Source organism: Bradyrhizobium sp. SPXBL-02, from assembly GCF_051853065.1.
Taxonomy (GTDB): Bacteria; Pseudomonadota; Alphaproteobacteria; order Rhizobiales; family Xanthobacteraceae; genus Bradyrhizobium.
Map to the genome: position 1 here is coordinate 6,939,427 of NZ_CP182474.1, position 19,127 is coordinate 6,958,553.

Sequence of the window (19,127 nt, forward strand, 5' to 3'; positions counted from 1 at the left end):
CGGCGAAATCATATCCAGCTTTGGAACAGCATCAGCCGGTTGAAGCTCCCCATCGAGGTGCCGACGAAGGCTGCGGAAATCGGCAGCATCACCGCAAAGCCGGCCGCGGCGATGCCGACATAGACCCACAGCAGCCAGCGCGGCAGCCCATCGCGGCGCATTGCATAGACCAGCGCCAGCGACGCCGCTGCCGCGGCCGGCAGATAGTAGTAGATGAAGCCCAGCGTGCGCGGCAGCAACGCCCAGGCGAGCCAGGGGCCGAAGTAGAATGCCGCGATCAGGAATGCGTCCCAGCGCCGCGCCAGGATGAAGTCGCGCAGCACGATGGCGAGTGCGAGCAGTGCCGGCCACAGCACGAGGGGATTGCCGAGGAAGACGATCGCAGCGACGTGGTCCTCCGCCGTCTTGTCGAACAGGAACCAGACCGGGCGCGCGAGCAGCGGCCAGGACGGCCATGCGCTCATATAGGTGTGGCCGGCGATGGCCGTCGTGGTGTTGTCGGCAAAGATCCGCCGCTGCGCCTCGATCAAGTCCGGCAGTGACAATCCGTAGAGCGGAACGAAGGCGGCAAGATAAGTCATGCCCGGCAGGACGGCGAAGCAGAGCGCGACATGATGCAGCTTCAGGCCGGGCCAAAGCTCCGGCCGATACCAGTCGTCCAGCTTCGCATCGGCGAACAGCGTGTGCCAGCCCTGCATCAGGCGGATCACCGCAACGACGACGATGCAGACGCCGAGCGGGAACAGGCCGCTCCATTTACACGCGGCCGCAAGGCCGAACAGGCTGCCTGCCACCGCGAACAGCGCTTGCGGCCGCTCCCTGCGAAACCCATGCATGAAGGCGGCGGTCGCGAGCAGACCGAAGCCGAGCGCGAAGACGTCCAGCATCGCGATGCGCGCTTGCACGTAGAGCATCTGGTTGAAGGCCGCGATCAGCGCGGCGGCGATCGCCGGCGACTGCCCTGCGAACAGCGCGAGTCCGCACAGATAGATCGCGACGATCGCGAGCGCACCGAACAAGGTCGCGGGATAACGCCAGCCGAGCGCGCTGTCGCCGAAGGTTGCGATCGATGCCGCGATCAGCTCCTTGGCCAACGGCGGATGCATCGGATTGAGCATCGGCTGCGACATCGCAGGCGCCAGCATCTGGCGCGCCGCCGGCACGTAATGCACCTCGTCGAAGACGAATTTTTCCGGCGTGGTGACGCCGATCAGCAGCGCCAGATGCGCGATCAGGAAGATCGCGACAGCGATCACTGCGCTCCGCGACACCGCCGGAACCGCAGGCAATTCGCGCGTCTTTTGTGGGGCTGTCTTGCGTGGCAAATTGGCTGCACCGCGGAGAAAAAGAAACTGCTCCACGTCATTGAACGCATTCTGCCGCTACTGTCACTAAGCATGACGCACGTCCTGCGCCGCTTGTGATAATTCCGCCACATCAGAAGCGCGCGCGATCCGGTACGATCAGGGACACATCGATCGGTTGCGAAATGAATTTGCGTTTTTGGCTATTACCCGCACTGCTCACGGCCGCAATCTGCGCGACGTCCGGCGCAAAGGCGCAGACGCGCGTCGGCGAGGCCGTCGTGATTCAGAACGAAGTGGTGCGCGTCGCCGCGACCACGACGCCGATCAATGTCGGCGACAGCATGCTGCGCGACGAGACCGTGCGGACCGGCGCCGACAGCGCGGCGCGTTTCGTGATGGCCGACAGCACCAACCTGTCGCTCGGCCCGAGCGCAACGCTGAAGCTCGACCGCACCGTCTTCAACGACGAGCACAGCTATCGTGACGTCGCGATCCGCATGACCACCGGCGCCTTCCGCTTCGTCACCGGACGCTCCGACAAGGCCGCCTACAAGATCACGACGCCGCTCGCTACCATCGGCGTGCGCGGCACCACGCTCGACATTCTCTCGCAGCGCGGGCGCTCCGTCGTCGTGCTTCAGGACGGCGCGGCCAGCGTCTGCACGAAGAGCGGCCAGTGCGTGCAACTCACGCAGCCCGGCGACACTGCCATCATCACCTCGACCGGCGGCAAGGTGAGCATCACCAAGACCAACACGCCGCCCTGGACCTTCGCCGCCAACTGCGCCGCGAGCGCCGGGTTATGCGCGGTCAACCAGTACGCCGGCGCCTCGCCGACCATCACGCCCGCCGTCCAGGACGACGGCATGCTGTGCGGGCGGTGACGATGGCGCCCCCCGGCTTCAGACGAATCATCCTCTCGGGCGCATTGATCACGGGGGCCGTTCTTGCCTTCGCGACGCTCAACGCGCGTCCGGCTACAGCCCAAGCGTCGTGCCAGTCCGAGTGTACCCAGCCGACGCCAACGCCTACATATTCTCCCTCACCTTCGCCCTCCCCGTCACCGAGCCCCTATCCGTCGCCCACGCCCAGCCCGTATCCGTCGCCGAGCCCGACACCGACCGGCGCGGATTCCAGCGGCAATTCGATCGGCGGTCTCGCCAATCAGCGCTTCAACCAGATGATCACCAACCGGGTGCTCGGCACGGTGCTGCTCGGTGTCAACGAGCAGGTCAATTGCAGCGACTGCATCAGCGCGTTCGGCTCCGCCGGCTCGTTCTCGGCCGGCATCCACGGCCGCAAGGAGCTGACCAACAATCTGTCGCTGCTCGCCGGCATCGCCTACACGCATTACAACGAGGGCGGCTACAAGATCACGAGCGCACCGATCGGCGCCTTCGCGCTGCGCTATGACTTCACCGACTGGGGCTCGTCGCGCCCGTTCTTCGACGTCGGCGCGGTCCTGACGCCGTGGGAGAAGGCGCGCTACACGCGCAGCTACGACACCAGTCTCGGCCCGGTGAGCGTGACGAGCTCGACCAACGCGTCCAACTACGCCGTCTACGGCCGCGCCGGCTGGATGAGCCGTCTCTCGCCGCGCGACGAGGTCGCGGCATCGATCGAGGTCTGGCAGCTCTGGCAACGCGTTTCCGGCTATAGCGACGGCGCGGTGGCATTCAATCCGTTCGGCGCCCGCATCGCTGATGGCACCGACCGCACCAGCCTCGTCAAGATCGGCGGCCAGTGGACGCATCTGTTCGGCAGCAACATCGAGACCAACATCAATGGCGGCTGGGTGCAGTCCTTTGCGAGCCACAGCGGCATCGTCGCCACCGTGACCGGCCAGGGCATTGTGGTGCCGACCATGGGCAACCAGGGCTGGTTCGAATATGGCGGCCGGCTCGGCTTCCGCGTGCAGAAGGGCTGGATCGTGGACCTCTTCGCCAACGGTACGCTCGGCCCGCAGCCGGTCGGCAACACCATCCATGGCGGCGTGGGGCTGAGGATCAATTATTAGCGGCGAGGTCTCACCTCACACCGGCTGTCATGCCCCGGCTTGACCGGGGCATCCAGTACGCCGCGGCCTCTCCGTCTCGGAGTACTGGATCGCCCGGTCAAGCCGGGCGATGACACCGATCGAATGGCGAGAGAATCAGGCTCACGCCGCCGACTTGCCTTCGAACGCGCGCCGCAACACCTCGACGTCCAGCTTCACCATCTTCATCATCGCCTGCATTGCGCGCGCGGCTGCGGCCTTGTCCGGGCTCGACAGGAACTCGAACATCACCTTCGGCACGACCTGCCAGGCCACGCCCCAGCGATCCCTCAGCCAGCCGCACTGCTCCGCCTTGCCGCCATGGGCGAGGAACGCGTTCCAGACGCTGTCGACCTGGGCCTGGTCGTCGCAATGGATCATCAGCGAGATCGCATGGGTGTATTCCATCTTCATGCCGCCATTGAGCGCGACCAGCGGCTGCCCGGCCACCGTGAACTCGACGACGAGCACGGAGCCTTCCTTGCCGGACGGGCCATCCGCAACGTTGCGCTGAACGTGCGTGATCGCCGAATTCGGGACCAGCGAGACGTAGAATTTTGCAGCGTCCTCGGCATCGCCGTTGAACCACATGCAGGGCACGAGCTTGGACATGATGAATGCTCCTCGTGGGGTCTATGGGTGTCTGCTCAGGCGTTCGCCAAGTCGGGCTGCAGAGGGGCGGCCGCAAGATCCATCCAGTTCACGCCCCACATGTGCCCGTCCGGATCCTCGAAGCTGCGGCCGTACATGAAGCTGTATTCGTCCTTCGGGCCGGGATCGGCCACCCCGCCCGCCGCTGCGGCCCTGGCGACGATATCGTCGACATCGCCGCGGCTGTCCGCGGACAGGCAAAACAGCACCTGGTTCGAGGTCCTGGCGTCCGCGATCGGCTTCGGCGTGAACTGGCGGAATTTGTCGTGGGTCAGCAGCATGGCGAAGATGGTCTCGGAAAAGACCATGCAGCTCGCAGTGTCGTCGCTGAATTGCGGGTTCTTGACCGCGCCGACGGCCTCGTAGAAGGCGGTCGCGCGCTTGAGGTCGGTCACCGGCAGGTTGACGAAGATCATCTTGGGCATCGGAAGCTCCTTGGCGGGGTTCTGCCCAAGGACGGACGGCCAGGCCGCTATCCGACACCGCTTCCGACAATTTTTTTGACCCCGATCCGCGGGGTCTGTCGCACCGCCCCCGCCCCCTGAAGGGTCTTACTTCTTCTCGTTGGGATCGCGGTGCACCGGGTCGATCCATAGCACGGTCTCGGGCTTCTCGACCGGCTCGATGTCGAGGTTGATCGCCACCGCCTCGCCGTCGCTGCGCACCAGCACGCATTCCAGCACCTCGTCCGGGCTGGCATTGATCTCCTGATGCGGCACGTAAGGCGGGACGAAGATGAAATCGCCGGGGCCGGCCTCCGCGGTGAACTGCAGGCTCTCGCCCCAACGCATGCGCGCCTTGCCCTTCACGACGTAGATGACGCTTTCGAGATGGCCGTGGTGATGCGCGCCGGTCTTGGCGTCCGGCTTGATGCTGACGGTGCCCGCCCACAATTTCTGGGCGCCGACGCGGGCGAAATTGATCGCGGCTGCACGGTCCATGCCCGCTGTCGACGGCACATTGGTATCGAGCTGATTGCCGGGAATGACGCGAACGCCGTCATGTTTCCAGCGGTCATCATGATGATGACCATGGTCATGGTGGGAATGCGAATGGTCATGGCCGGTCATGGGACTTGCTTTCTGTTGGTTCCGTGCGCGGCAAACTAACCCAAAGCCGCAGCCGCAAGCCATACCAAAATCGGAACCCTCGTAGCCGCCCAGCGTTGTCATTCCAAGCAACTCGAAAGGAGATTTTCATGGGCAGCACCACCGACAAGATCAAGGGCGCCGCCAACGAGGCGATCGGCAAGGCCAAGCAGGGCGTCGGTGAAGCCACCGGATCCGATCGCATGAAGGGCGAGGGCGTCGTGCAGGAAGTGAAGGGCAAGGGCCAGCAGGCCATGGGCGATGCCAAGGACGCCGCAAAGGATGCGATCGATCGCGCCGCCGCTGCGGCTCGCCGCGCCGCGGAGTGACGCGCGTAAGATTGAAAATGAAAAGACCGGCCGCAAGGCCGGTCTTTTTGTTGTGCCGTCACTTCACCGCGAGCAATTCCACGTCGAACATCAGCGTCGCGTTCGGCGGGATCACGCCGCCGGCACCGCGGGCACCATAGCCGAGCTGCGGCGGGATGATCAGCGTGCGCTTGCCGCCGACCTTCATCGAGGCGACGCCCTCGTCCCAGCCGGCGATGACGCGGCCCTTACCGATCGGAAACTCGAACGGCTCCTTGCGGTCGACCGACGAGTCGAATTTCTTGCCCTTCTGGCCGTTCTCATAGAGCCAGCCGGTGTAGTGCATCACGCAGATCTGGCCGGGCTGCGGCGAGGCACCGGTGCCGACGGTGGAGTCGATGATCTGCAAGCCTGAAGCTGTGGTCATGGTCTTTCCTGCGGTCTGGGCCGAGGCCGTGGTGGAAACGAAATGCGACACGCTGGCGATCACGGTGATCGCGAGTGCCGACATCAGGGCGAGGAGCGCGCGCTGGAAACGCTGCATTAAACACCTTCCGTTTGAGGCGAGAGGTGTCTAACCCAAGGCGGTCGCCGTTTCCACCCCTTTAGACCTCGATATTTTCCAGCCGCACCGGCAGCTTGCGGATGCGCTGGCCGGTGGCGTGATAGATCGCGTTGCAGATCGCCGCATTGGTGCCGACATTGGCGAGCTCGCCGAGGCCCTTTGCGCCCACCGGATTGATATGATCGTCCTGCTCGGACAGCATGATCACCTCGACGCCGGGCACATCGGCATTCACGGGCACGAGGTAATCGGCAAGATTGTCGTTGACGTAGCGCGCATAGCGGTCATCGATCTCGGTGGCTTCCAGCAACGCCGAGGACATGCCCCAGATCAGGCCACCCATGAGCTGGCTGCGTGCGGTGCGCGGATTCATGATCCTGCCTGCCGCGAACGCGCCGACCAGGCGGGGGCAGCGGATCTCGTGCGTGAAGCGATTGACGCGGACCTCGACGAACTCGGCACCGAAGGCGTAGGCGATCTTGTCCTTCATTTGGTGGCCGCCGACCAGCCGTACCTGCCCATTGTGCATGGCGCGGAAAGAGTCCATCGGCGCGCCTTCCGGCTTCCACTCGCCATATTCTTCGACCACGCCGACGCCGAGCGCATCGAACGCCTTCTCGATATCGAGCGGACGATCGCCCTTGGCCGCCTGGGTCGACGGTGCCGCGCTGATGCCGACGGTCTCCTTGGCCTTGTCGGCGAGGCTGTCGCTCGGCATCACCGCCTTGAGCAGGCGCTGTCGGATCTGATCGCACACCATCATCACGGCCGAGCAGGTGCTGGCGGTCGAGTTGGAGCCGCCGGCAACCGGCGCGGGCGGCAAGTCGCTGTCGCCCATGAAGACCGCGACCTTCTCCAGGGGCACGCCGAGCCGCTCGGCCGCAGTCTGGGCGATGACGGTGTAGGCGCCGGTGCCGATCTCGTGGCCGGCGATCTCGACGCGAGTGCGGCCGTCGCGCTGCAGTCGCACGCGTGCGGCGGACGGCGCCATCGCCGTCGGATAGCAGGTGGCAGCGCAGCCGTAGCCGATCAACCAGTCGCCATCGGACATCGATTTCGGTTGTGGCGATCGCTGCGACCAGCCGAACGCCCTGGCGGCTTCGTCGAAGCACGCCATAAGCGATCGCAACGTGTAGGGCTTGCCGTCAATGGGATCCCTGGTGGCGTCGTTGATACGGCGAAGCTCGACCGGATCCATGTTCAGTTTGACGGCGAGCTCGTCCAGCGCGCTCTCCAGCGCGAACAGATACGGTACCTCCGGGGGCGACCGCATGAAGCCGGGCGTGTTGCGATCGGCGCGCACGATCGAGACCAGGCTGTCCACGTTCGGACAGGCATAGAGCCGTGTCGTGGTCTTGGTGCCGCCGACGCAATAGGCATCGGGGCGCGAGGAGACTTCAGCCCCCTCATGCCTCAAAGCGACCAGCTTGCCGTCCCGGCTGGCACCAAGCTTGATCGCATGCCGCGTCTCGGCGCGGTAGGTCGCGATGGTAAAGCCCTGGTCGCGGGTCGGGACCAGCTTGATGGGGCGGTTCAGGCGCTTGGCAATGGCGGCGATGATGGCGGTCCGCGGTGTCATCGAGCCCCGCGAACCAAATCCGCCGCCGACATAGGGATTGACCACGCGCACCTTGTCGGCGTCGATGCCGAGCTGCTCGGCCACGCCGTTCTTCAGGCCATAGACATACTGGCTGCCCTCGTAGATGACGAGATGGTCGCCCATCCAGGCGCAGCTTGTCGTGAACAGCTCCATCGGATTGTGATGCTGCGTCGGCGTCTCGTAGGAAGCGATGAGCTTGACCTCGGCCGCATCGAACGCCTTGGCGAAATCACCGATCTTCGGGTCTTCCTTGAACTGCGAGTTTTGTCCTTTCGCGGCGGCTGTCGTCGTCCCCGGCGAATCGAAGGTCGCACTGGGTGCAGCAGCCGTGTAGCTGACCTTGACGCGGTTGGCCGCCTCGCGCGCGGCCTCGTAACTCTCCGCGACCACCACGGCTATGATCTGGCCGTCATGGGCGATCTCGGCCGATTTCAGCGGCTGGATCGTGGTGCCGGCATAGCCGCCATTGCTGAACAGCTTCGAGTCCTTCAGCTTCGGGGCGTTCTCGTGCGTGACGATGTCGATCACGCCGCGGACGCGCTTGGCATCGTCAAACTCGAAGCGGTCGATCCGGCCCTTGGCGATGGCACTGGTGACCAGGAACGCGTAGGCCGGATTGTCCAGCGGCATATCGGAGGCATAGGTCGCCCGCCCCGTGACCTTTGCGGCCGCATCATAGCGCGGCACGGGCTGCCCCATATTCGTCTTGGGCCCGGGAGCTGCAGCGGTCATGATCAGATCTCCATCGTTACGGCCTGCTGGAGCGCGCGTGCCACCACACGCTTGCCGAGCGCGATCTTGAAGCTGTTGTGCCGGCGGCCGCGGGCGTCAGCAAAGGCGGCCTCGGCGACGCGCTGTGCCAGCGCTTCGTCGAACTTCTGTCCCTTCAACAGCGCCTCCGCCTCACGCGCGCGCCAGGGCACGGTGGCGACGCCGCCGAGCGCGACGCGTGCGTCCCGAATCGTGCCATCCCGGACGTCGAGCGCTATCGCAGCTGATGACAGTGCGAATTCGAAGGATTGCCGGTCGCGCGTCTTGAGATACACCGAGCGCGGCCAGCGGCCGGAAATCGAGAATGCCGAGATCAGCTCGCCGGGCTGAAGCGCAGTCTCGAGATCAGGCGTGCTGCCCGGCGCCTTGTGAAGCTGCGCGAACGGCATGCTGCGCGTACCGGCCTTGCCGGTGATCTCGACCATCGCATCGAGCGCGATCAGCGCCTGCGCGAAATCGCCGGGATAGGTCGCGACGCAATGTTCGGAGACGCCGAGCACCGCATGCATGCGGTTGATACCATCCATTGCGGCACAGCCGGAGCCGGGATTGCGCTTGTTGCAGTTCTCATAAGAGACATCGCGAAAGTAGTTGCAGCGCGTCCGCTGCATCACGTTGCCGCCGAGCGTTGCCATGTTGCGCAGCTGGGCGCTGGCGGCGAGCTTCAGCGAATCCGCGATCACCGGATAGCTGCGCTGGATCTCGGCATGCGCGGCGACGTCGGACATCCTTGCCAGCGCGCCGAGGCGCAAGCCATCGCCGCCTGGCGCGATCGCCGACCAGGCGTTGGCCAGCGGATTGATGTCGACGATCGCAGTGGGCCGCATCACGTCGAGCTTCATCAGATCGATCAGCGTGGTGCCGCCGGCAAGCGGCTGCGCCGACGCCTTCGTCAGCGGATCGTTGGCAGCCGCGGCGGCGCCGAGCGCTCGCACGGCCATGTCGGGGTCTGATGCTCTCTGGTACGAAAACGGTCGCATGCGCCTAGCCTTTCATGATCTCGGGCGCGGCCTGCTTCACGGCGGCGACGATGTTGGGATAGGCGGCGCAGCGGCAGATGTTGCCGCTCATGTATTCGCGGATGTCGGCCTCGCTGCCGGCATGGCCCTCCTTCACGCACGCGATCGCCGACATGATCTGACCGGGCGTGCAATAGCCGCACTGGAACGCATCATGGTCGATGAAGGCCTGCTGCATCGGGTGCAAGCGGTCGTCGGTGGCGAGGCCTTCGATGGTCGTGATCTCCTGCCCTTCGGCGGCGAGGGCCAGCGTCAGGCACGACACCACGCGGCGATCGTCGATCAGCACCGTGCAGGCGCCGCACTGGCCGTGGTCGCAGCCCTTCTTGCTGCCGGTGAGCTTGAGATGTTCGCGTAAGGCATCGAGCACCGTGGCGCGCGCATCGATGCTCAGGCGCTTGTCCGTGCCGTTGACGCGCAGCGTGACCTCGACGGGAAGCGACGGATCCTGCGCCGCTGTCGCCCGCGCGTCGTCGGGCGCCGCGCGCGCCGTCATCGGAATCAGCGCGCTGCCAGCCGCGCCGGCCATGAAGGCGCGTCGGTCGAATCCGGATGATCTGGAACCTGGTTTGTCGGGCATGGCAGGCCTCCGCCGCTGATCTGCTAAAGCAGCGCACGCCTGCACCGCTCATCGCCCCTTAACCGGAAGCAATGAGTGCAGTTCCGAATGAGAGAAGGGCGGCACAGCAAATGCCGCGCCGCCCTTCGTCAACTTTTCCTGATCTCGCGTGGGGAACTGCGCGGCCGATCAATAACCCAGCGCGCAACCGTCCTTGCGGGGATCGGAGCCGCCGGTGAGCGTGCCCTTGTCCCAATCGATCCAGATCGCCTGGGCGCCGCCGAGCGGGCCGACCACGCTGGTAGTCTTGTGGCCGAGCTTCTTCAGGCCCTCGACGATGGCGGCCGGCACGCTGTCCTCGAGCTGGTACTGGCCCTCGTAGTGCAGACCGCGCGGCATGTCGATCGCCTCCTGCACGTCGCAGCCGTAGTCGAGGATGTTGGTCAGGAGGTGAGTCTGGCCGGTCGGCTGGTACTGGCCGCCCATGACCGCGAACGACATCGTGGAACGGCCGCCCTTGGTGAGCAGGCCCGGCATGATCGTGTGCAGCGGGCGCTTGCCGCCTTCGATGCAGTTGGGATGGCCCGGCTGGATGCGGAAGCCGCCGGCGCGATTCTGGAACAAGACACCGGTCTTGTTCGAGACGATCGCCGAGCCGAAGGAATGCGCAACCGAGTTGATGAACGAGCAGACGTTGCGGTCCTTGTCCACGACCGTGATGTAGATGGTCGAGGGATTCATCGGCGGCGCGACGTTCGGCAGGTCGAGCATGCCGTCCATGCGGATCTTGCTGATGTACTCGTCGGCAAAGCCCTTCTCGAGCATCTCGGCGACGTTGATCTTCATGTGCGCAGGCGAGGCAACATGCATCTCGCGGTTCATGTAGGCGATGCGTGCCGCTTCCGCCTCGAGATGGAAGCGCTCGACGCTCACTGGCGCATACTTGGTCAGATCGAAGCGCAACAGGATGTTGAGCATCAAGAGCGCGGTGACGCCCGGGCCGTTCGGCGGGCACTGCCAGACGTCGTAGCCCTTGTACATGGTGCCGATCGGCGTGGTCACTTCGGTCGTGTGCACGGCGAAATCGTCGAGCGTGTGCAGGCCACCGATGCCCCTGAGGGTCTCGACCATGTCCTCCGCGATCTCGCCCTTGTAGAAGGCGTCGCGTCCGTTCTTGGCGATCGCGCGCAGCGTCTTGCCGAGCTCGGCCTGGCGGATGACGTCGCCTGCGACCGGCGGCTGGCCGCCCGGCAACAAATAGCGCACGGTGTTGGTGCCATTCTTCAGCTTCTCGAACTGGTTCTTCCAGTCGAAGGCGATGCGGGGCGCGACGACATAGCCTTCCTCGGCCGCCTTGATCGCGGGCTGGAGCAAACGGTCGAAACCGAACTTGCCGTGATCGCGCAGCACTGTGGCAAAGGCGTCGATCACGCCGGGGATCGAGACCGCATGCGCCGAGGTCAGCGGCACGGAGTTGATCTTGCGCTCGAGATACCAGTCGGCATTCGCCGCATTCGGCGCGCGGCCGGAGCCGTTATAGGCGACGATCTTGCCCTCGCCCCGCGGCTGGATCAGCGCAAAGCAATCCCCGCCGATGCCGGTCGATTGCGGCTCGATCACGCCGAGCAGGGCCGAGCCGGCGACCGCCGCGTCCACCGCGGTGCCGCCCTCGCGCAGCACCTCGATCGCGGCGAGCGAGGCCTGCGGATGCGAGGTCGCCACCATCGCGTTGGTGGCGTGGACCGTGGACCTGCCGGGGAAATGGAAGTTTCTCATCGAATGTCTTGCTCTCTTGGCCGTCGGCGCGATGGGCGCGCCATCTCGAAAACCGCGTCTACATGACACATTCCCGCCCGGCGGGGCAATGCTGGCATACCAGGAAAATGGCAGCCATCCGCTGGGCGTATAGACCTTTTTCCGGCTTTCGCGATGCGGGTTTTCCGGGCGCCGGCCGCCTGCTAAACGAGCGGCCATGAAAACGGCTTACACGGTCTGCGCCTTCTATCAATTCGTCGCCCTCCCGGATTACCGCGAGCTGCGCGAGCCGCTGCGCGCTTGCTGCGCCGGACTTGGGCTGAAAGGCAGCGTGCTGCTGGCGCAGGAGGGCATCAACGGCACGATCGCCGGCGCAGCGGAGGCGATCGACGCCTTCGCTCGTGAGCTCGCACAGGGCGACATGTTCGGCGGCAGGCTGAACAATCTCGAATTGAAATTCTCCGCTGCGGAGGCGATGCCGTTCGGACGGCTGAAGGTGCGGCTGAAGAAGGAGATCGTCACGCTGGGCGATGCGGCCGCCGATCCGACCCGCCAGGTCGGCACCTATGTCGATGCGCGCGATTGGAACGCGCTGATCGCGGCACCCGACACGCTCGTGCTCGACACCCGCAACGCCTTCGAGGTCGCGATGGGGACGTTCGAGGGCGCGGTCGATCCCGGCATCACGAGCTTTGGGCAGTTCAAGGACTTTGCCGCCGAGCAGCTCGATCCGGCACGGCACCGCAGGATCGCGATGTTCTGCACCGGCGGCATTCGCTGCGAGAAGGCGAGCGCGCATCTGCTCGCACGCGGCTTTGCCGAGGTCTATCACCTCAAGGGTGGCATCCTGAAATATCTGGAAGAAGTGCCGGAGGCGCAGAGCCGCTGGCGCGGCGAATGCTTCGTCTTCGACGAGCGCGTGGCGCTCGGCCACGGCTTGCGCGAGCGAAACAAGGACGTAACGCGTGACGAATGAGATCAAGACGCTGAGCGAGCGCATCGACACGCTGGAGACGCGTCTCGCCTATCAGGACGACACGATCGAGACGTTGAACCAGACCATCACCGCGCAGTGGAAGCAGATCGACAGGCTGACGCGGCAGATCGCGGAGCTCAATGCTCGGCTGCAGGAGGCCGAGGCAAATGCGCCAGGGCCTGCCAACGAGCCTCCGCCGCATTATTGAGCGGTGTTACTGTCCGGACGCCTTGGGCAGCAGGTCCATGACCTCGCCGGACGTCACCAGGCGGTTGCGGCCTGCGGCCTTGGCGGCATAGAGCGCCCGGTCGGCAGCTTCGACCAGCGCAGCGACTCCCGCGGTTCGTTCGAACGCCGGCCGGCAGGCTGCGCCGCCGAGCGAGGCAGTGACGCATCCGGCGGCCAGGTTGCTGCCATGAGCGAGGCCGGCCTCGTGAATGGCGCCGCGGATCCGTTCGCCGACCGCGGCGCAGCCGGCGGCGTCGATGTTCGGCAGCAGCATGGCGAATTCCTCACCGCCATAACGCGCGGCCAGATCGCCGGCGCGCTGCGCTTCGGCCGCGATGATCTTTGCAATCTGGCGCAGGCACGCATCGCCCGCGGGATGGCCGTATTCGTCGTTGTAGGCCTTGAAGTGGTCCACGTCGATCATCAGCAAGGCAAGGCTAGATCGCTCGCGATAGGCACGCGCCCATTCCTCCTTCAGACGCTCGTCGAAGCGGCGGCGATTGGCAAGGCCGGTGAGGCTGTCCTCGATCGCCAGCGTCTCGAGTCTGGTTTCCAGCTTCTTGTGCTCGGTGATGTCGCGGGAGATCGCGACCACACCGTCGACGCGGCCATCGTCCTTGCGCGTCACCCGCATGGTCGATTCCAGCCAGATCTCGCCGTTCTGCCGGTGCGAGTTGCGGTAGGTGAGACGCGCCTCCTCCTTCTCGCCGCGCTTCATGGCGTCGACGATCGCCTTGACCTCCGGCAGATCCTCCGGATTGACACCCGCGAGGGCCGGCGAACCGATCAGCTGATTTGGACGCCAGCCGACGACGCGGACGGACGAGGGCGAGACATAGCGCAGCCGCTCATCGAGGCCGATGCGGGTCACCATGTCGCTGGAGCCTTCGGCCAGCAGGCGGAAATGCGCCTCCGTCTCGGCCAGCGCGACGGCCATGCGCTGGCCGCGCTGCAACTGCCGCACCAGCACGCCGCCGATCACCGCGATCAGCATCACCAGAGCGAGCACGTAGAGCATGCGGGAGATTGCCGCCGCGCGCCAGGGCGCGAGCAACTCGTCCTTGTCGACGGTGGCGAGCAGGAGGAGCGGGAAGCGGCTGCTGCGATTGAAGAAGCTGACGCGTTCGGCGCCGTCCAGCGGCGACTTGAAATGATAGGCGCCGCTCGGCCGTTGCAGGCTCGGCTCGCGGAACAGCGGCTTGTCGGCGACGCTACGCCCGACGAATGTCCCGTTGCTGGGATTGCGCGCGACGATCAGGCCGTCGCCATGCGCCAGTGACACGGAGCTGTTGCGGCCGATCTCGAACTGCTCGTAGAAATGCGACAGATATTTCGAGCTGATGGTCGCGAGCACCACGCCGCCGAAGCTGCCGTCCTGCTTGTTGAAGCGGCGTGACAGGGTGACGACCCATTCGCCGTCCAGCAGGCTCTTCACGGGACGGCCGACATGGGCCTCGCGCTTCGGCGAAAGCTGGTGATATCGGAAGAAAGCATCGTCGCTGAAGGTGGCGCCGGTCGTACCGGGCGAGGTCAGCCAGTTGCCCTGATCGTCGATGATGGCGAGGCTGTGAATGCGCGCGATCGCCTTCTTGCGCGCGTCCAGCAAGGTGCGCAGCTTCGCGATCGTGGCCGGCGCTGTGCCGTCCATCTCCAACCGGCTGACCACGCCGACGACGCCGGAATCCAAGAGATCGAGGCTGTCCTCGGCATGCTGGGTCAGCGAACGCGCAACGTTCGCCATCTCCGTCTCGGCGCCCTTGAGCACCGCATCGCGTGCCGCCCATTCACGCCAACCGCTGACGCCGAGGATGGTCGCGCAGGTCAGCGCGACGAAAGCCGCCGCGCGCAGCGGCAGGCGGCTCCATCCGGCTCGTTGGGTAGCACTCATGCGGCAGGGTCCTCCGATCGTTCGGAAACCTCTGCTGCTTCTGTTATTTAATCCTGAAATCCCTACCGGAATACGCGGCGGTTTCCGCCGTTTCCAGTAGTCTTACGGACGCGCCGATCGGCGCATCGCTAACAGGACATTAGCGGGCCTAGCGGAATCCTGCGCGTCCGACGCCGCTAGCTGAAGATGGCCTTAACCTTGGCCCAGAGCGAGGGATGCTCGGCGTCGGCATCGGCCTTCGAGGGCGTCGGCTGTGCGGCGCTCACGGGATCGGAAGCTGGGAACGTGTCCCTCAGCCCGTTGTCGAGCTTGGACTGCCGATCGGCAGCGAGCGCCTCGCGCAGGTCTTCGGCGTGCTTGTCGTGCGGCGCGGGGTTGAATGTCTCAGCCATGATCTCCTCCATTGGCTGGTCAACGCGGCCCGATCGTCCAGGTTCCCCTGTTCCGCTGAGGGCCGCGGCGGTGTATCAGGAGGCACAACCCTGTTCAGGACCATTCGTGCCCCAGTCTTCGACGAAACCTTTCATCGACGTCCTCTCCGGCCAGCGCCAGAGCGTCCCGCCCATGTGGATGATGCGCCAGGCCGGACGCTACCTGGCGGAATATCGCGAGGTGCGCGCCAAGGCGGGCGGCTTCCTCGATCTCTGCTTCAACCCGGAGCTTGCCGCCGAGGTGACGCTGCAGCCGATCCGAAAGTTCGGCTTCGACGCGGCGATCATCTTCTCCGACATTCTGGTGATCCCCTATGCGCTCGGACGTGAGGTGCGCTTCGAGGTCGGCGAGGGCCCGCGGCTCGAGCCGCTGGACGATCCGGCCAAGGTGGCGACGCTGGCGCGGCGCGCCGATTTCGGCAAGCTCGAGCCGGTGTTCGCGGCGCTGAAGATCGTGCGCGGCGCGCTCGATCCCAAGGTTGCGCTGATCGGCTTCTGCGGCGCGCCGTGGACGGTGGCGACCTACATGGTCGCGGGCCACGGCACGCCGGACCAGGCGCCGGCCCGGATGATGGCCTACCGGCATCCCGAAGCTTTCTCTGAGATCATCGACGTGCTGGTCGACAACTCGATTCAATATCTGCTGGCACAGCTCGCCGCCGGCGCCGACGCGTTGCAGATCTTCGACACCTGGGCCGGCGTGCTGCCGCCGACCGAGTTCGCGCGCTGGTCGGTCGAGCCGACGCGGCGCATCGTGGAGGGCGTGCGCGCGAAAGTGCCGGACGCGAAGATCATCGGCTTCCCGCGCGGCGCCGGCGCGCTGCTGCCGGCCTATGTCGAGGCCACCGGGGTCAACGCGGTCAGCATCGACTGGACCGCGGAGCCGGCCTTCATCCGCGAACGGGTGCAGAGCAAGGTCGCGGTGCAGGGCAATCTCGATCCGCTGGTGCTGATCACGGGCGGCGCCGCGCTCGACCGCGCGGTTGACAACGTGCTGGCCAATTTTGCTGCCGGGCGGCTGATCTTCAATCTCGGCCACGGCATCCAGCCGGAAACGCCGATCGCCCATGTCGAGCAGATGATCCGGCGCGTGCGCGGCTGATTTGTTTCGCCCTTTTGGGCGCGGCAAAACAAAAGTGCGAAAACAACCCCATGCACAGTAGCCAAGTCATTGAAAACCTTGGACTGGCATGACTCGCCTGTGCGTTTTGACTTGTCGGGCAAAACAGGCGCAGAATGGCATCATCGCAGATCGTGATTTCGGCAGGGCTTACCGAGGCGGGCTGCGCTCGGAGAGAGGCCACGTCAAGCGAGGAAATCGCTGCGATTCACTCGGCTGAGCGACGTTTCTAGCCGGAGATCGTCGCGCCTGATCTCTTCGACCGTCTCGAAGGTGAAACGGATATGCTCGGCCGCAGCCGCTTCAGCCTCCTTGGTCTTGCCTGCGATCACCGCCTCCGCGAGCGCCAGATGTTGCTCCAGCAGCTGGTCGCGGACGCCCTCGCGCAAATAGAGTTGCGCGCGGCTGTAGAAGATGTTGTTGCGCAAGAGGTCGGCAAGCGCGCGCATGACGTGGAGCAACACCACGTTGTGGCTCGCCTCGTAGATCAGGAGATGAAGCTCCACGTCGGCATCACCCTCCTGGCTCGGATCTTCGAGCTTGTGGGCCTTTCGCATCCGATCGGCGCAATCCCGGATCGCCTGACGGTCGAGCTCGGTGGCGCGTAGCGCGGCGAAGCGGGCGGCGTGCGCCTCCTGAATCCTGCGAAATTCGAAATAGTCGGCCGTGACACGCGGCTTGTCCTGCAGCAGCGTTGCGAGGGGCCGCAGCAGCGGCGACAGGAACTGGGCGACGAACGTCCCCGAGCGGGTGGTGGCGAGCAGCCCACGCTTTTCGAGGATCTGCAGCGCCTCGCGCAGTGAGGGTCGCGAAATCTCCAGCTTCTCGGCGAGATCCCGCTCAGCGGCGAGCTTTTCTCCAGGCCGCAATACGCCCTCGAGGATCAGCTTCTCGATGTGATCGGCCATCGCTTCCGCAATTTTCGGGGTCCGGACGACGTTGCTCAAGATGGCACCTATCCCTTTGGTGCAGTGTGCAGATTCGCTTTGCGAGTATGGCGCTTCCGCGCCGTCGGTCAAGCCTCATCCCCACCATCGATACACGATGAATAATATTTCCCAATTGACAGTTGTGGTAAATTGATTTTACCAAAGTAGATATCCGACAAATTTCGATGCCCAAGACCGTGGACCAGCGCGGCGGCGGATGAGGACAACCCGAGGAGATTTTCGTGGCGTGGATCCAGGCTTACGACCCCTTCAACAATCCATGGCTCTCGACCGCCGCGGCGGCGCTGCCGGTCATCGTGCTGCTGAGTGCAATTGCGGTCTTCGAGATCAAGGCGCATTGGGCGGCGGCCATTGGCCTCGTCACCGCCCTCGGCGTAGCCGTGTTCGCGTTCGGCATGCCGGCGGGCATGGCCGGAATGGCCGCGGTCTACGGCGCGGGCTTCGGGCTCCTGCCGATCGGCTGGATCATCATCAACATCATCTTCCTCTATCAGCTTCTGAACGAGAAGGGCGAGTTCGCGGTGCTGCAACGCTCGGTCTCCTCGATCAGTGACGATCGCCGCCTCCAGCTGCTCTTCATCGCGTTTTCGCTGGGTGCGTTCTTCGAGGGCGCCGCCGGGTTCGGCACGCCGGTTGCGGTCACCGCCGCGATGCTGATAGGGCTTGGCTTTTCGCCGCTCGCCGCCTCCGGCCTATCGCTGATCGCCAATACCGCGCCGGTCGCCTATGGCGCGCTCGGAACGCCCGTGATCGCGCTCAGCGCGGTGACCGGACTGGATCTCCAGGAGCTGAGCGGGATGATCGGGCGGCAGCTGCCGTTCTTCTCGCTGCTGGTGCCGTTCTGGCTGATCTGGGCCTTCGTCGGCTTCCGCCGAACGCTCGAGATCTGGCCCGCCATTCTGGTGGCCGGCGTCTCGTTCGCCGTTCCGCAATATCTGGTCTCGAACTTCCATGGCCCGTGGCTGGTCGACGTGATAGCCGCGGTGGTCTCCATGGCAAGCCTCGCGCTGTTCCTGCGCGTCTGGCGGCCCAGGCATGCGATGAAGGAGATGCCGGCGCGCTATGGCGCCCCGCTATCGGACGAAACTCCCGTCGGCAAGGCCACCAAGGCGGCTGTCGCCAAGGCATGGACGCCCTGGCTCATCTTCTCGGCCTTCGTCTTCGCCTGGGGCACGCCGCAGGTGAAGAGCTGGCTCGACGGCATCTGGGTCGCCAAGTTTCCCGTGCTCGGGCTGCACAACCTCGTTCAGAAGGCGCCGCCGGTCGTGGCCAAGCCTGTCGCAGAGGGCGCGGTCTATGCGCTCAATCTGCTCTCGGCGGCCGGCACCGGCATTCTCCTGTCGGCGATCATTTCGGGCCTGCTGGTCGGCTACGGGCCGCTCGGTCTGATCCGAATTTATGCGCGCACGCTCTATTTGACGCGCTACTCGCTCGCGACCATCGCCTGCATGCTGGCGCTCGGTTTCGTCACCCGCTACTCCGGCACGGATGCCACGCTCGGACTGGCCTTCGCCAAGACCGGGGCGCTCTATCCGTTCTTCGGTGCGCTGATCGGCTGGCTCGGCGTCGCGCTGACGGGGTCGGATACGTCCTCGAACGTGCTGTTCGGGGGACTTCAGCGCATCAGCGCCGAACAGATCGGCGTCAGTCCGGTGCTTATGGCAGCCGCCAACAGCTCCGGTGGCGTCATGGGCAAGATGATCGACGCGCAGAGCATCGTGGTCGCGTCCACGGCCACCAAATGGTACGGCCACGAGGGCACGATCCTGCGCTTCGTCTTCTTCCACAGCTTCGCGCTCGTCGTTCTTGTCGGCATCCTGGTGCTGGGCCAGGCCTATGTCTGGCCGCTCAAGCTGCTCGTGCCCTGATCGGGGGC

At 65.2% G+C, this 19,127-nt stretch carries 19 protein-coding genes; 7 read left to right on the top strand and 12 right to left on the bottom strand.

From position 1 onward, the window contains the following. Positions 1-8: 8 nt before the first annotated feature. A complete protein-coding gene (locus ACNJYD_RS32245) occupies positions 9-1,289 on the bottom strand; it encodes a phospholipid carrier-dependent glycosyltransferase (protein ID WP_439364376.1) in 1,281 nt (426 codons plus the stop codon). 200 nt (positions 1,290-1,489) lie between these two features. Between ACNJYD_RS32245 and ACNJYD_RS32250 the strand changes: the two genes are divergently transcribed. Then, positions 1,490-2,191, top strand: a complete 702-nt coding sequence (locus ACNJYD_RS32250) for a FecR family protein (protein WP_439364377.1) — start codon at positions 1,490-1,492, stop codon at positions 2,189-2,191. Positions 2,192-2,193: 2 nt separating this feature from the next. Next, a complete protein-coding gene (locus tag ACNJYD_RS32255) occupies positions 2,194-3,324 on the top strand; it encodes a hypothetical protein (protein WP_439364378.1) in 1,131 nt (376 codons plus the stop codon). Positions 3,325-3,465: 141 nt separating this feature from the next. Here ACNJYD_RS32255 and ACNJYD_RS32260 read toward each other — a convergent pair whose 3' ends face one another. The 3 genes from ACNJYD_RS32260 to ACNJYD_RS32270 form a co-directional block, all read right to left on the bottom strand. Continuing rightward, positions 3,466-3,954 (bottom strand): VOC family protein, encoded by a 489-nt coding sequence (locus tag ACNJYD_RS32260; RefSeq protein WP_212259492.1) that lies wholly within the window; start codon positions 3,952-3,954, stop codon positions 3,466-3,468. A gap of 35 nt (positions 3,955-3,989) precedes the next feature. After that, the gene (locus ACNJYD_RS32265; protein WP_439364379.1) at positions 3,990-4,418 is read right to left on the bottom strand and encodes a VOC family protein; all 429 of its coding nucleotides are present in this window, start codon (positions 4,416-4,418) and stop codon (positions 3,990-3,992) included. 126 nt (positions 4,419-4,544) lie between these two features. After that, positions 4,545-5,063 (bottom strand): cupin domain-containing protein, encoded by a 519-nt coding sequence (locus ACNJYD_RS32270; protein WP_128262978.1) that lies wholly within the window; start codon positions 5,061-5,063, stop codon positions 4,545-4,547. A 128-nt stretch (positions 5,064-5,191) separates the two neighbouring features. Here ACNJYD_RS32270 and ACNJYD_RS32275 point away from each other — a divergent pair, with 128 nt between their 5' ends. Next, the gene (locus ACNJYD_RS32275) at positions 5,192-5,410 is read left to right on the top strand and encodes a CsbD family protein (protein ID WP_439364380.1); all 219 of its coding nucleotides are present in this window, start codon (positions 5,192-5,194) and stop codon (positions 5,408-5,410) included. Between the two features lie 58 nt (positions 5,411-5,468). On the opposite strand, the gene ACNJYD_RS32280 is transcribed toward ACNJYD_RS32275, so the two are convergent. The 5 genes from ACNJYD_RS32280 to ggt all read right to left on the bottom strand — a co-directional run bounded on the left by ACNJYD_RS32280 (position 5,469) and on the right by ggt (position 11,679). Continuing rightward, entirely contained in the window at positions 5,469-5,933 is a 465-nt protein-coding gene (locus tag ACNJYD_RS32280) for an FKBP-type peptidyl-prolyl cis-trans isomerase (protein ID WP_036013901.1), read from the bottom strand. A gap of 61 nt (positions 5,934-5,994) precedes the next feature. Next, positions 5,995-8,286 carry a xanthine dehydrogenase family protein molybdopterin-binding subunit gene (locus tag ACNJYD_RS32285; RefSeq protein WP_439364381.1) on the bottom strand — a complete coding sequence of 764 codons (2,292 nt, stop codon included), beginning with the start codon at positions 8,284-8,286 and terminating at the stop codon, positions 5,995-5,997. Between the two features lie 2 nt (positions 8,287-8,288). Beyond that, positions 8,289-9,266 (bottom strand): FAD binding domain-containing protein, encoded by a 978-nt coding sequence (locus tag ACNJYD_RS32290; RefSeq protein WP_439364382.1) that lies wholly within the window; start codon positions 9,264-9,266, stop codon positions 8,289-8,291. A 43-nt stretch (positions 9,267-9,309) separates the two neighbouring features. Next, complete coding sequence (locus ACNJYD_RS32295; protein ID WP_439364383.1) at positions 9,310-9,924, bottom strand: (2Fe-2S)-binding protein; 615 nt, start codon at positions 9,922-9,924, stop codon at positions 9,310-9,312. Positions 9,925-10,092: 168 nt separating this feature from the next. Then, positions 10,093-11,679, bottom strand: coding sequence for a gamma-glutamyltransferase (ggt, locus tag ACNJYD_RS32300; RefSeq protein ID WP_439364384.1), 1,587 nt, complete (start codon positions 11,677-11,679; stop codon positions 10,093-10,095). A 196-nt stretch (positions 11,680-11,875) separates the two neighbouring features. On the opposite strand from ggt, the gene trhO reads away from it, so the two are divergent. Next, entirely contained in the window at positions 11,876-12,634 is a 759-nt protein-coding gene (gene trhO, locus ACNJYD_RS32305) for an oxygen-dependent tRNA uridine(34) hydroxylase TrhO (protein ID WP_439364385.1), read from the top strand. Continuing rightward, a complete protein-coding gene (locus ACNJYD_RS32310) occupies positions 12,624-12,842 on the top strand; it encodes a SlyX family protein (protein ID WP_197955420.1) in 219 nt (72 codons plus the stop codon). Before trhO ends, ACNJYD_RS32310 begins: the two co-directional genes overlap by 11 nt. 6 nt (positions 12,843-12,848) lie before the next feature. Here ACNJYD_RS32310 and ACNJYD_RS32315 read toward each other — a convergent pair whose 3' ends face one another. Beyond that, entirely contained in the window at positions 12,849-14,750 is a 1,902-nt protein-coding gene (locus ACNJYD_RS32315; protein ID WP_439364386.1) for a diguanylate cyclase, read from the bottom strand. Positions 14,751-14,926: 176 nt separating this feature from the next. Further along, on the bottom strand, positions 14,927-15,142 hold the full coding sequence (locus ACNJYD_RS32320; protein ID WP_172785832.1) for a hypothetical protein: 216 nt from the start codon (positions 15,140-15,142) through the stop codon (positions 14,927-14,929). Between the two features lie 106 nt (positions 15,143-15,248). Between ACNJYD_RS32320 and hemE the strand changes: the two genes are divergently transcribed. Next, positions 15,249-16,283: a uroporphyrinogen decarboxylase gene (hemE, locus tag ACNJYD_RS32325; protein ID WP_439364387.1), complete on the top strand. Its 1,035-nt coding sequence runs from the start codon at positions 15,249-15,251 to the stop codon at positions 16,281-16,283. A 203-nt stretch (positions 16,284-16,486) separates the two neighbouring features. Here hemE and ACNJYD_RS32330 read toward each other — a convergent pair whose 3' ends face one another. Next, positions 16,487-17,248, bottom strand: coding sequence for an FCD domain-containing protein (locus ACNJYD_RS32330; RefSeq protein ID WP_246571916.1), 762 nt, complete (start codon positions 17,246-17,248; stop codon positions 16,487-16,489). Positions 17,249-17,472: 224 nt separating this feature from the next. On the opposite strand from ACNJYD_RS32330, the gene ACNJYD_RS32335 reads away from it, so the two are divergent. Beyond that, positions 17,473-19,119, top strand: coding sequence for an L-lactate permease (locus tag ACNJYD_RS32335; protein WP_439364388.1), 1,647 nt, complete (start codon positions 17,473-17,475; stop codon positions 19,117-19,119). Positions 19,120-19,127 lie beyond the last annotated feature (8 nt).